This window comes from Pseudomonas sp. UBA6699 (assembly GCF_002454615.1).
Classification (GTDB): Bacteria; Pseudomonadota; Gammaproteobacteria; order Pseudomonadales; family Pseudomonadaceae; genus Aquipseudomonas; species Aquipseudomonas juntendi.
Map to the genome: position 1 here is coordinate 109,358 of NZ_DKJF01000043.1, position 12,183 is coordinate 121,540.

Below are 12,183 nucleotides of genomic sequence, written 5' to 3' on the forward strand. Positions count from 1 at the left end.
CTGCACGGTAAGCCGCAGCCAAGACGGCATTCTGCCACTCAGTGAATCATGATGATCGCGCATACTCCTACCTTGTTCGCCGCTGTTGCTTTGGTTGCCACCATCCTGGCGTTCTGCCTGTTGCTGGTCGGGCACGGCAACCGCCGCGACAACCTGATGCTCACCGGTTGCGGGTTGCTGGTGCACGCGCTGGCTTACGTCTGCTACACCCTTTACGCCCAGGCCCCCCTGTGGCTCAGCTACGGGCTGGGCAACAGCCTGCTTTCGCTGGCGCTGGCCTTCTATACGGCCAGCTTGTTCCGTGTGCGCGAGCGGGTAGTGCCCTGGCGGGTCATTTTCATCATCCCGGCGTTCATGCTGGTGGGGTTGATGCTGCTGCTCGATACCCTGGAGCCGCGCATGTTGCTGGCGACCCTGGTGCTGATGTTGCAATGTGCGCTGATCCTTTATTGGGCATGGCGCCATGGCGAACGACCGGGCAAAGCGCACCTGCTGCTGGAGATCGGTGCGCTGATCAGCCTGGTAGGCCTGGGCATGCGGGTGGTTGCGGTGGCCAATGGCACGGCTGTGGAAATGCGCTATGACACCAGCAACCTGAAACAGAGCATCTCGGTAGCCATTGGCACCGTGACGGTCATGATGTATTCGATCGGGCTGGTGCTGATGGCCAAGGAGCGCAGTGAATCGCGCCTGCAGCACCTGGCTTTGCATGATGTGCTCACCGGTACCCTCAACCGTCGGGCGATTCTCGAGCGCTTTGCCAGCGAACTGGACCGCGCACGCGGGCAGCAGGCGAGCCTTGCGGTGGCGATGATCGATATCGACCATTTCAAGCGCATCAACGACTTGTATGGGCACTTGGCCGGTGACGAAGTGTTGTGCCATTGCGTACGCCAGTTGCAGCAACGCCTGCGCCAGGGCGATAGCCTCGGGCGTTACGGTGGAGAGGAGTTTCTGTTGCTGCTGCCTGCTACCGACCGCGCCGGGGCGCTGACTGCCGTGCAAGGGCTGCGCGAGGCCATTGCGCGCAGCCCGGCCCGGTTTGCCGGTGACCACATCGAGCTACGTTTCAGCGTTGGCCTGTGGTGCGGTGTGCCGGGGAACAAAGACAGCACCGCCAGCCTGTTGGCGCAGGCCGATGCGGCGCTTTACCACGCCAAGGCCGCCGGGCGCGACACCGTGCACATGGTGGCGCTGGACGCAGCGGGTTGAATCAGGACGCAGGCTGAATGGCCAGCACCACGCCGTTGGTAATCTGTATCAGCACATAGTGATCGCCCATGCGCACCCAGTGGCTTTCCTTCTCAGGCTGTGGCAGGCCCTTGGCTTTCCAGTTCTTGATGGCTTCCTCGTCACGCTTGTACTGGTCTGGCGCTTTGTCACCGACCTTCAGCTCGCGGTTGTGGGTTTCCGGCGCAGTGACGCTTTCTTCGCTCGAGGGGGCAGCGGTGGCGGCCAATGGCAGGCAGGGCAGGGCGGCTAACAGTAGATAGTGCAGTTTCATGGCAATGTCCTTATGACGGCTTGTATTGTCTGCGACAGCGGAATACGCGTGACAATTCACTCGCGCTGCGTGCCAATGCTAGAGTCGCTTCTTTTTCAAACCCCCGAGGATGGAACATGCGTGCGATTCTGCCGATGGCTGCGGCGCTGATGCTGGTTGGTTGTGCTGCTGCGACCATGGACACTGCCCGCGGCGGCAAGCCGACGGCGCAGCTCGACTCGCAGAAGGCGCCAGAGCTGGTGGCCCAGTGCATTCAGTACAGCTGGCAGGAAGAGAGGGTGTTCGGTGACGATGCCAGTGGCTACCTGCAGCCGCGCAAGCAGGGTGGGTTGACGGTGTATACGCGTGAAGCCGAAGCGTTCGTGGATGTGTACCCGCAGGCCGGTGGCACGCGGGTCGACTACTACGCGCAGAAGCACGACGGCGTGGCGCTGCAGCGCCGGGCAGCGGCAGCGACCTGCTTGTAAGGGGATTTGGCTACCCTTTGGCGGACAGAGACAGCTGGTTTACATTTTTTTGCAAGGTAGTTCTGTCGGCCAGTGAGTGCGGCGTCTAGCATCAATTGCTCGCATTCAAGGAAGACACCATGGACCATTCCCTGCAACTCAACCGTGCCAGTTGGGATGAACGCGCCCCGCTGCATGCTGCCTCGAAGGACTACGCAATCGAACAGCTCGTCCGCGACCGCGACCGGCTGTCCGACACCGTGCGTTTTGATTTGCCATTGTTGGGCGATATCGACAGCCTTGATGTGATCCACCTGCAGTGCCACATCGGCACCGACACCCTCTCCCTGGCCCGCCTTGGCGCACAGGTGTGCGGGTTGGACTATTCTGCCGCTTCGTTGGCCGAGGCCAGGGTGTTGGCAGCACGCTGCAAAACGTCTATCGAGTATGTCGAGTCTGATGTTTACGCGGCTGACAAGGCGCTGCCAGGGCGCACCTTCGATCTGGTCTACACCGGTATTGGCGCGCTCTGCTGGCTGCCTCGCATCGAGCCCTGGGCCCGTACCGTCGCGGCCTTGCTGAAACCGGGCGGGCGGCTGTTCCTGCGCGATGGCCACCCCATGCTGATGGCTGTCAACGAGGACCACCAGGACCGCTTGCAGCTCGAATACCCCTATTTCGAGCAGCAGGAGCCAACGGTGTGGCATAGCGACCAGACTTACGTCGAAACCGATCAGCGGCTGGCTCACAGCGAAACCCACGAATGGAACCACGGTCTTGGCGAGGTGATCAGTGCCTTGCTGAGCCACGGCCTGCACCTGACCACGCTGGTCGAGCACCAGAGCATTCCCTGGGAGGCGCTGCCAGGGCAGATGATCAAGGGCGACGACGGCGAGTATCGCCTTCGCGAACAGCCCGCACGCCTGCCCCTGAGCTATACCCTGGTGGCGGTCAAAACCTGATCAGGACAGAAAACCACCGTCGACGTTCAGCGCGGTGCCGGTGGTATAGCTGGAGGCATCGCTGGCCAGGTAGAGCACCGCGCCGGCCATCTCCTTGGGGTCGGCCACGCGTTTGAGGGGGATCTGCTGCAAGGCCGTGTTGAGAATGGCATCGTTCTTCACCAGCGCCGAGGCGAACTTGGTGTCCGTGAGGCCCGGCAGCAGGGCGTTGCAGCGGATACCGAACTGGGCGCATTCCTTGGCGAACACTTTGGTCATGTTGATGACCGCTGCCTTGGTTACCGAATAGATACCCTGGAACAGGCCTGGCGAAACCCCGTTGATCGAGGCCACGTTGATGATGCTGCCGCCGCCATGTTCGCGCATCAGCTTGCCGGCCTCGACCGACATGAAGAAGTAACCGCGGATGTTGACGTCCACGGTTTTCTGAAAGGCGCCCGCGTCGGTGTCCAGCACGTTGCAGAATTGCGGGTTGGTGGCGGCGTTGTTGACCAGCACATCCAGGCGCCCGAACTGCTCGCGGATGCCGGCAAACACGTGCTGGATCTGCTCCAGTTCACCGATGTGGCAGGCCACCGCCGTAGCCTTGCCCCCTGCAGCGGTGATGGCGTCCGCAACTTGCTGGCAGCCCTCCAGCTTGCGGCTGGAAACGATCACGTGGGCACCTTGCTGCGCCAGCAAGTGCGCAATGGCCTCGCCAATGCCACGGCTAGCGCCGGAAACGAAGGCAATTTTGCCATCGAGGTCGAACAGGTGGGTCTTGGGCATGCTGTTTTCCTTGTAATCCGTGGTGGGCGGGGCTCAAAGGCTGGACTTGGCGATGACCTGCAGGGTCATCTGTTCCAGCAAGCGGTTCATGTGGATGAACTGGGCGAAGCGCTTGTCCTGGGTCTGGCCGTGGTAGTAGCGGTAGTAGATCTGCTGGACGATGCCGGCCAGGCGGAACAGGCCGTAGCAGTAGTAGAAATCGAAGTTTTCCAGGCGTATTCCGGCCCGCTCGGCGTAGTAGTCAACGAACTGCCGACGGCTGAGCATCCCTGGTGCATTGCTGGGTTGGCGGCGCATGAGTTGCACTGGGGCCGGGTCACCGGCTTCGATCCAGTAGGCGAGGCTGTTGCCCAGGTCCATCAAAGGGTCACCCAGGGTGGCCATTTCCCAATCCAGTACACCGATGATGCGCATAGGGTTGTCCGCGTCGAGGATCACGTTGTCGAAGCGGTAATCGTTGTGCACGATGCCGGGCCGCGGGTGGTCGGCGGGCATTTTCTCGTGCAGCCAGGCGGTCACGTGTTGCCAGTGCGGCGCATCCGGTGTCAGGGCCTTCTCGTAACGGTTGGTCCAGCCTTCTACCTGGCGCTGCACGTAGCCTTCCGGCTTGCCCAGGTCGGCCAGGCCGCAGGCGCTGTAGTCCACCTGGTGCAGTTCGACCAGCCGATCGATGAAGCTTTTGCACAAGGTTTCGGTGCGCTCGGCATCCAGCTTGAGTTCAGCCGGAATGTCCGAGCGCAGGATGACGCCCTTGACCCGTTCCATCACATAGAATTCGCTGCCGATCAGGCTGGTGTCGGTGCAGTGTACGTAGGCCTTTGGGCAGTACGGGAAGCCGCTGTTCAGTTGGTTGAGGATACGGAACTCGCGGCCCATGTCGTGGGCGGACTTGGCCTTCTGGCCGAACGGCGGGCGGCGCAGCACCAGGTCGCGACCAGGGTAGCTGACCAGGTAGGTGAGGTTGGAAGCGCCGCCCGGAAACTGGCTGATGCTGGGCTGGCCATCAAGGCCGGCGATGTTGGCCTTCAGATAAGAATCGATGACGCCCGCGTCGAGCTCTTCGCCGGGGCGTGCCTGGGTGGACTGGTCGGTGAGCGTCATGCGTTTTCCTTATTCTCGATCGCAGGAACTATTGGCTAATCTAATGGCCTGCCCGTTATGGAACAAGCGTCCCAGGTGCGTAATAGGTGGGGGTGTTGCTGTACGATCAGCTGCCTTGATGCAGCCATTGATGGGTGGTGCAGGCAAAAAAAAAACCGAAGCCGGTCAGGCTTCGGTTTTCGATCATGCGCTGCTCCCGGCCTTCAGGATGGGAACAGTTCGCTCAACTTCATCGACAACATCATGTCGCCTTCTACGCGCAGCCTGCCGCCCATGAAGGCCTGCATGCCGTCGGTTTCGCCACTGACGATGCCCTTCAGGGTTTCGCTGTCCATCACCAGGGTGCAGTTGGCATCCGGGTTTTCACCTTCCTGCAGTTCGCAGGTGCCGTCCTTGACGATCAGTGCGTAGTGCTTGTCTTCATCGGTGATGTTGAAGCCGAACACCAGGTCCAGGCCGGCGGCAGCGGATGGGTTGAACTTCTCTTGCATCTTTTTGACGGCATCAGCTACGGAGGTCATGGCGCATTCCTTATTGAGTGATTTACACGTCCCCGCAGGGACATAACTAGCCGGCTTTATCGGTAAGTGACAAGCTCCGGCGCCCTCAACAGCTGCACATGGGCCTGGCTGTTGAAGGAAGCCAACGCCACGTCGCGGCCGCGAAACTTCAGCTGGCTGAGCGACGTGTTGATGATCTGCCAGTTCAGCGCGAACGCCTGGCTGGGGGTGATACGGGTCACCAGGTGGAGCAGGGCAGCAATGGTGCCCCCCGAGGTGAAGATAGCGATGTTGTCGCCGCTGCCGGCTGCATCCAGCACGCGTTGCAGGCCGGCGTGCACACGGCCGGTGAAGGCCTGCCAGGTTTCCAGGTCATCGCCGCCGTGCTCGCCATCGTGCCAGCGCTGCACCATCAGTGCGAACAGGCGCTGGAACTCGCTGCGGTGCTCGGCACCGTTGCGCAGCACTTGCAGCGCATCGGGCTCTGCCGGCAGCAGCCCAGGCAGCATGGCCCGGATAACACCGTCGGCATCGAACTCGTTGAATGCCACGTCGGTCTCTACAGCGGGTACCGGGCAACCCGTAGCGTGCAAGGCCTGCAGCGCCAGGCGCGCGGTGTCCTGCTGGCGGCGCAGGTCCCCAGCTACGCAGCGGTCCAGCCGCACGCCGAGTTGGGCCAGGTGTTCGCCCAGCGCCAGGCTCTGACGTTCGCCCACTGGCGAAAGTACGTCGTAGTCAGCGGCACCGAAAGAGGCTTGGCCGTGTCGGATCAGGTAGAGGTTGCCCACGGAAGGTTCCGGCCTGTAGGAGGTTGCTGCGAGGTTAGGACGCGGCACAGAGGCTGTCAACGAAAAACATACAAGCGTTTGAAAAGGTTGTTTGAAAGATGTTGCCAGCGTTTGCGTACGCTGGCAGCACGCTAGATGCACCGGTATGCTTGCAACAGTTACGCGCCGTGATGGCGCTGGTATTTAAGGAGTCAACGTGGAGTTTCTTGCCGAATACGCAAGCTTTCTCGCCAAAACCGCCACCCTGGTCATCGCCATTCTGGTGGTGTTATCGGCCATCGCCGGGCTGCGTGGCAAAGGGCGGCGCAAATCGGGTGGGCAGTTGCAGGTCACCCGTCTGAACGAGTTCTACAAGGACCTGCGCGAGCGCTTGGAATCCGGCTTGCTCGACAAGGCCCAGCTAAAGGCGCTGCGCAAGCAGCAGGCCAAGGCGGAGAAACAACAGAAGAAGGGTAAAGGCAAGGCCGACGAGCAGGGCCGGGTGTTCGTCCTGGACTTCGATGGCGACATCAAGGCCTCGGCCACTGAAAGCCTGCGCAATGAAATCACTGCCCTGCTGACCCTCGCTACCGCACGCGATGAAGTGGTACTGCGCCTGGAAAGCGGCGGTGGTCTGGTGCACAGCTACGGCCTGGCCGCCTCCCAGCTGGCGCGCATTCGCCAGGCAGGCATCCCGCTGACCGTGTGCATCGACAAGGTGGCTGCCAGCGGTGGTTACATGATGGCCTGTATCGGCGACAAGATCGTCAGTGCGCCATTCGCCGTACTGGGTTCGATCGGCGTGGTGGCGCAACTGCCCAACGTCAATCGCTTGCTGAAGAAACACGACATCGATTTCGAGGTGCTGACCGCCGGCGAATACAAGCGCACCTTGACCGTATTCGGCGAAAACACCGAGAAAGGCCGGGAGAAGTTCCAGGAAGACCTCGACATCACCCACCAGTTGTTCAAGGACTTCGTTGCCCGCTATCGCCCGCAATTGCACATCGACGAAGTGGCTACCGGTGAAGTGTGGCTAGGCGTGGCGGCCCTGAACCGCCAGTTGGTGGATACCCTGCAGACCAGCGACGAGTACCTGAGCGAACGTGCCCGCAGCGCCAACCTGTTCCACCTGCACTATGCCGAGCGTAAAAGCCTGCAGGAACGAATCGGCGTGGCAGCCAGTGGCGCGGTGGAGAACACCTTGGTGGGTTTGTGGAGCAAACTCGGCCGCCTGCGCTAACACCTTGAACCCGTTGAAATTTTTTTTCGTCGAGGGGGTTGCAAGGTTAAAAGAATGAAGACATAATGGCGCCCATCGAAACGCAGCGAACCTTGAAAAGGTTCAGTGTTTCAAGGGGATAGCAAAGCGCAAGCTGCTATGTCCGACTTTGAGGCCGAGTAGCAAAGTGGTTATGCTCCGGATTGCAAATCCGTCTACGCCGGTTCGATTCCGACCTCGGCCTCCACCATTCGAAAGCCCCGCAGATTAACGTCTGCGGGGTTTTTATTTGCGCGTCAAAAAATGCCAAAAGTGCCTTAACTAATGGCACCTACCGCTAATGCCTGTCAGTTAAGCGTTACTGGGGCTGCTTTGCAGCCCTTCGCGGGCACGCCCGCTCCCACACGTTTCAAGCGCTGAACTCAAGAAATGCGCGATCCCCTGTGGGAGCGGGCGTGCCCGCGAAGGGCCGCAAAGCGGCCCCAAATTACGTAACTGACAGGCATTAGCCCTACGCCTGATTGCGTACTGCTGAGCCCCGGCCATGACGCTGTCTTGCGCCCCTTACGAGGCGCACGTGCGGGCTGGCCGAAATCAAGCTGTTGCTGGCATGCTTGTCTGCGCACGAAAGGGAGCAAAGGGTGCCCGTAATGAATCGTTCTTGCACTACCTACTACTTGGAAATGACTTCGGCTTCAGACCTGCAGGCAAAGCCCCAGCGGCATGACCTACAGATTATCGAGTGCGAAGTGCCTCAGGCGCTATTCAACAAATTCCTCTACCAGCTCGTAGGCGCGTCCTGGGAATGGGGCGATCTTGATACCTGGCATGACGCCGATTGGCAGGCACTCGTTGAGCAGGATTGCCATCGAACGTGGGTTGCCTACCACCGAGGTGCAATTGCCGGCTACTACGAGCTTTATCGCCCCGATGGCCGTAACAGTGAGATCCGATATTTCGGGCTGGCGCCGCAGTTCATTGGGTGCGGGTTCGGCGGGGCGCTGTTGAGCCACGCCGCCCTATCTGCATGGGAGTGGCCTGGCACAGAGCGGGTATGGGTGCACACGTGCACACTTGACCATCCTGCTGCCCTTCAAAATTATCAGGCACGGGGATTTCGCATTTACAAGCAGGTGGAGGAAGCAGGCTAATGAGCGCCTGCGAAGCGGGAAGCCCGGCTACCCGCTTCAAAACCCCAGGTCCCCCTGACGGTCCCGATCATTGGCAGGCTCTATCAACTCCGCCCCCTCGTTGCGAACATTGCCCACTGCTTTTCCAACCGGAAACCAGCGGAAATCCTGTGCGGGGCGGCAGCCTTTTTCGATGATCGTCGCCGCACGTTGCGCCGATGTGGCGGGGTCCAGCCATTCCCTTGCCAGTTGCGGCGTCAGCACCAGAGGCTTTCGGTCGTGGATGTCGATAAGCCCCTGGTCTGCGGCTGCAGTGATGATCACGAAGCCATCGCGCTCATCCGGTGCCACGCCGTGGTGCACCTCTGCCAGCGCCGCAAAGAAAAGCGGGCCGCCGTCGGCACTGGTGATGTAGCAGGGCTGCTTGCGCTTTGGGTCCGCTGGATCCGCGAGCCACTCAAACCAACCATTGGCAGGCGCCAGGGCTCTGCCGTTCGGCCAAAGCGCCTTGAAGAACTTACCTGTCACTGCCGTCTCGGCTCGAGCATTGATCGGATCCGGGCGCTTGCCTTTGGCCCAGGCAGGCGACCAACCCCACTTGACCCGATCCACGTACAAACCGTCACCACGCTGGCGAACGAGTTCCACGCGCGTGGACGGCGCAACGTTGTAGCGGTTGATCGGCTCGTGGTCGTAGCCATTGATCACCACCAGGTCCAGCGCGAGCTGGCGCAGGTAGTGATCCATCGACTCGTAGATCGAGTAGCGCCCGCACATAATCCACCTCTCGTCCGTCAGAATTTTCGCCGTGCGTGATTGACCGCATGCCCAATGCCGGATTTACTGTATATGCATACAGTTTGCATTGGACTTTCCGTCATGACCATCACCTATCTCGGTCCGCCGACTGGCGGCACCGAATCCTTCCCGCAGTACTCGTTCCACGTTCCGGCCGGTTTCCCTTCGCCTGCCGCAGACCACCTGGAAGGCCATATTTCCCTGGATGAGCTGTTCGACATCCGCGCACCCCATGTGTATCTGGTGAAAGTTGAAGGCGACAGCATGCAAGGCGCTGGCATCTACTCAGGTGATCTGGTCATCGTAGACCGTGGCCGTGAGGCGGAGCACGGCGACATCGTCATTGCCGCGGTCAACTGCGAGCCGGTGTGCAAGCGCCTGCACCGCCGCGACGGGGTGGTGATCCTCAAGTCTGAAAACCCCGCTTACCCGGCGCGGTACATCATGGAAGGGGATGACTTCGTGGTATGGGGCGTTGTGCGTTACAGCGTTCGTGACCATGCGCAGTGACCCGGTTTTCGCGCTCATCGACTGCAATGCGTTCTACGCGAGCTGCGAGCGTGTGTTCAGGCCCGACCTGGCCAAGACCCCGATCGTGGTGCTGAGCAACAATGACGGCTGCGTGATTGCCAGGTCATACGACGCAAAACCCTTCGTGAAGATGGGCGAACCGTATTTCCAGGCCAAGGACAAATTACGCCGCCACGGCATCAAGGCTTTCAGTAGCAATTACGCGCTGTATGGCGACATGAGCGAGCGCGTCATGTCGCTGATCGAGTCGATGGTGCCTGCCGCCGAGGTCTACAGTATCGACGAGTGCTTCGCTGACCTGTCCGGAATTCAGGGCGACCTGACCCTGTTTGGGCGAAATGTGCGTTCAAGAGTCTTTCAATGCACGGGCATCCCGGTTGGCGTTGGCATCGCCGGTACGAAGACGCTCGCCAAGCTGGCCAACCATACGGCCAAGCGCATACAGGCCCAGACGGGCGGGGTTGTGGACATTACCGATGCGTTCAAGCGCGACTGGGTGCTCCGCAATACCAAGGTGAAGGAGGTGTGGGGTGTTGGCCGGCGCATGGCCGCGCACTTCGAGGCAATGGGCATCCATACGGCGATGGACCTGGCCAGGGCCGATGCCTGGACGCTGCGACGCAAGTTCAGCGTGGTCGTGGAGAAAACGGCCCGGGAGCTGGCCGGTACGCCCTGCCTTGAGCTGGATGAGGTCGAGCCGCCGAAGCAGGAAATATGCTGCAGCCGCATGTTCGGCAGGCGGCTTGCTGACCTGGCGCCGATCAAGCAGGCAGTGGCCACCTACGTTGGCCGTGCGGCGGAAAAATTGCGTGCCCAGGGTTCGCTGTGCAAGCGCATGCGCGTCAGCATCCGCACCGGCATGTTCAACCCGCAGGAGCCACACCACGCCCAGGGAGCATTGGTGGAGCTGCCCTATCCGACCTGCGACACACTGCTCATGACCGGGCTGGCTACGGCAGCGGTCGAGCAAATCTTCCGCCCCGGGTTTCGCTACAGCAAGGCCGAGGTGCTGTTGATGGACCTTCGACAACCGGGCGAATTTTCAGAAGATCTTTTTGCCCTGAAGCAGTCGGTGGCGTGCGACCGATTGATGGCGGTCATGGACGACATCAATGGGCGCTGGGGGAGGGGTACAGTGCGCACTGCCAGTGTGCCCGCGGTGCCGGATTGGGGCATGAAGAGGGAGATGATGAGCCAATCCTACACGACGCGAATTGACCAGTTGTGGAAGGTAAAATGCTGAGTCGCGCCTCGGCTTGAGTTCTCCGCAGGCTAAAAGCCTGCGGAGGGTACGTCGGTTAGCTCAAAACCCTGTTTGACCGTTGTTGTACAGGATGGTGTAAGAGTCATCGGTTCTTGGCTCTATCATGATGGGCATGCCGAACAGCTCGCCTCGGCATTGGCATTCACTGATCTTGCAGCGAGGCACATCACCTCGCCTGAACACCCTCCATAAGGCCTCATCGTGTATCAGGATGCGCTTGACCAAGTTCCCTGGCGCCTCGCTGACCTGCGCAACGTAGTGGTCAAGGTCACAACCGAAATACGGTATGGTAACTTCTTGTACAAAGCCGATATTCACACCATGCTTCTCGAGATCCTGCCTGATACGCTCGATCACCTCTTCTGCTTCACTTTTTATCATGATGGGTATCTCACGTTGCGTGTGTTCATCAAGAACTTTAGCTCACGCGGCGGTGATGCCCTGGTCACTCTGTCGGATTTTTGTGCGCAGCAGCGAGTAACGCAGCGCTAGCCTTCCGGCAGGCTCGTTCCACAGATGAATTCCTTCGACCCCAGCCGGTGTGACCCATGCTCGACCACATAGCCCGCGCCGCGCCGCCGCGCCTCTGCCTGTGCTGTTTGCTGGTCGGCATAGACATCGACAAAATGCCAGGGGTAGCGGTCTCTTAGTACACCCCATCCAAGCACCCAGCCTGGACGGCTGGGGTCTTGGGGAAGAATTCTGGCCAGGCTGCGAATGGTCATTGCTGTCTCCTGCAAGTACAAGCCGTACAGACCATTCAAAACCCTCACGTCGAACAGTGCGAGATTTTTCTTTGAACCTGGTATGCCGGTGATCGGTCAGCATCACCGAAGGGAGTGGTCTGTATCAGGGTATTTCCCAGCGTACTGTTGAAATGTTTCTCAGCTATGGTTGAACGTAAGCGATGTTCACCAACGACGGAGTCAGGAATGGATTATTCCAGCATGGTTGAATCGTTGGACAAGATTCTCAAAGAAGCGGCTGCCGATTGCCCGCATGAGGGTGGGCCGGCCGGCCAAGTGTTTGTCGGTGCTGGCAATCATCAATGTATTCGTAGCCATGCGTGCGCAACGTCGCCACTCGTGGACGGGGTGACCCCTTTGCTACAGGGCATGAACGCGCGGTCGAACTTGAGCGTTGCCCCAATGGGCAGAAACTGACCGGTGGAAGCGAAGCCCGCAACGGAT

16 protein-coding genes and 1 tRNA gene are annotated in these 12,183 nt (G+C 60.3%); 9 read left to right on the forward strand and 8 right to left on the reverse strand.

Translation table 11 applies throughout. The annotated features are described in order from the left end of the window. The first annotated feature begins 51 nt into the window (after positions 1-51). Entirely contained in the window at positions 52-1,212 is a 1,161-nt protein-coding gene (locus tag B3361_RS08440) for a GGDEF domain-containing protein (RefSeq protein WP_054904591.1), read from the forward strand. Position 1,213: 1 nt separating this feature from the next. Here B3361_RS08440 and B3361_RS08445 read toward each other — a convergent pair whose 3' ends face one another. Beyond that, positions 1,214-1,504 carry an RcnB family protein gene (locus B3361_RS08445; RefSeq protein ID WP_054904590.1) on the reverse strand — a complete coding sequence of 97 codons (291 nt, stop codon included), beginning with the start codon at positions 1,502-1,504 and terminating at the stop codon, positions 1,214-1,216. A gap of 116 nt (positions 1,505-1,620) precedes the next feature. On the opposite strand from B3361_RS08445, the gene B3361_RS08450 reads away from it, so the two are divergent. Then, positions 1,621-1,971: a hypothetical protein gene (locus B3361_RS08450; RefSeq protein WP_029884996.1), complete on the forward strand. Its 351-nt coding sequence runs from the start codon at positions 1,621-1,623 to the stop codon at positions 1,969-1,971. Positions 1,972-2,090: 119 nt separating this feature from the next. Next, entirely contained in the window at positions 2,091-2,912 is an 822-nt protein-coding gene (locus tag B3361_RS08455; RefSeq protein ID WP_054904589.1) for a class I SAM-dependent methyltransferase, read from the forward strand. Here the strand turns inward: B3361_RS08455 and B3361_RS08460 are convergent, their stop codons facing one another. From B3361_RS08460 to B3361_RS08475, 4 genes are all read right to left on the reverse strand, one after another. Then, complete coding sequence (locus B3361_RS08460) at positions 2,913-3,680, reverse strand: SDR family oxidoreductase (protein WP_047149840.1); 768 nt, start codon at positions 3,678-3,680, stop codon at positions 2,913-2,915. It abuts the gene before it with no gap. A 33-nt stretch (positions 3,681-3,713) separates the two neighbouring features. Further along, entirely contained in the window at positions 3,714-4,781 is a 1,068-nt protein-coding gene (locus B3361_RS08465; RefSeq protein WP_054904588.1) for a phosphotransferase family protein, read from the reverse strand. Positions 4,782-4,984: 203 nt separating this feature from the next. Further along, the gene (locus B3361_RS08470) at positions 4,985-5,302 is read right to left on the reverse strand and encodes an SCP2 sterol-binding domain-containing protein (protein ID WP_286920162.1); all 318 of its coding nucleotides are present in this window, start codon (positions 5,300-5,302) and stop codon (positions 4,985-4,987) included. A 56-nt stretch (positions 5,303-5,358) separates the two neighbouring features. After that, a complete protein-coding gene (locus B3361_RS08475) occupies positions 5,359-6,069 on the reverse strand; it encodes a histidine phosphatase family protein (RefSeq protein ID WP_029884992.1) in 711 nt (236 codons plus the stop codon). A gap of 196 nt (positions 6,070-6,265) precedes the next feature. Here B3361_RS08475 and sohB point away from each other — a divergent pair, with 196 nt between their 5' ends. The 3 genes from sohB to B3361_RS08490 all read left to right on the forward strand — a co-directional run bounded on the left by sohB (position 6,266) and on the right by B3361_RS08490 (position 8,421). Then, the gene (gene sohB, locus B3361_RS08480) at positions 6,266-7,291 is read left to right on the forward strand and encodes a protease SohB (RefSeq protein WP_054904587.1); all 1,026 of its coding nucleotides are present in this window, start codon (positions 6,266-6,268) and stop codon (positions 7,289-7,291) included. A gap of 152 nt (positions 7,292-7,443) precedes the next feature. Further along, positions 7,444-7,517 (forward strand) — tRNA-Cys (locus B3361_RS08485). A 403-nt stretch (positions 7,518-7,920) separates the two neighbouring features. Beyond that, entirely contained in the window at positions 7,921-8,421 is a 501-nt protein-coding gene (locus B3361_RS08490; protein ID WP_054906291.1) for a GNAT family N-acetyltransferase, read from the forward strand. A 36-nt stretch (positions 8,422-8,457) separates the two neighbouring features. On the opposite strand, the gene B3361_RS08495 is transcribed toward B3361_RS08490, so the two are convergent. Next, positions 8,458-9,177 carry an SOS response-associated peptidase family protein gene (locus tag B3361_RS08495; RefSeq protein ID WP_009682125.1) on the reverse strand — a complete coding sequence of 240 codons (720 nt, stop codon included), beginning with the start codon at positions 9,175-9,177 and terminating at the stop codon, positions 8,458-8,460. Positions 9,178-9,279: 102 nt separating this feature from the next. On the opposite strand from B3361_RS08495, the gene B3361_RS08500 reads away from it, so the two are divergent. Together B3361_RS08500 and B3361_RS08505 are read left to right on the forward strand one after the other, a co-directional pair. Further along, on the forward strand, positions 9,280-9,708 hold the full coding sequence (locus B3361_RS08500; RefSeq protein ID WP_009682126.1) for a LexA family protein: 429 nt from the start codon (positions 9,280-9,282) through the stop codon (positions 9,706-9,708). Continuing rightward, positions 9,698-10,972, forward strand: a complete 1,275-nt coding sequence (locus B3361_RS08505) for a Y-family DNA polymerase (protein ID WP_110676986.1) — start codon at positions 9,698-9,700, stop codon at positions 10,970-10,972. The genes B3361_RS08500 and B3361_RS08505 overlap by 11 nt, the downstream gene beginning before the upstream one ends. A 60-nt stretch (positions 10,973-11,032) precedes the next feature. Here B3361_RS08505 and B3361_RS08510 read toward each other — a convergent pair whose 3' ends face one another. Beyond that, a complete protein-coding gene (locus tag B3361_RS08510) occupies positions 11,033-11,374 on the reverse strand; it encodes a hypothetical protein (protein WP_009681233.1) in 342 nt (113 codons plus the stop codon). 107 nt (positions 11,375-11,481) lie between these two features. Continuing rightward, positions 11,482-11,718 (reverse strand): hypothetical protein, encoded by a 237-nt coding sequence (locus tag B3361_RS08515; protein WP_033690011.1) that lies wholly within the window; start codon positions 11,716-11,718, stop codon positions 11,482-11,484. Positions 11,719-11,925: 207 nt separating this feature from the next. On the opposite strand from B3361_RS08515, the gene B3361_RS08520 reads away from it, so the two are divergent. Next, the gene (locus tag B3361_RS08520) at positions 11,926-12,156 is read left to right on the forward strand and encodes a hypothetical protein (RefSeq protein WP_154211978.1); all 231 of its coding nucleotides are present in this window, start codon (positions 11,926-11,928) and stop codon (positions 12,154-12,156) included. The last annotated feature ends 27 nt before the right edge of the window (positions 12,157-12,183 follow it).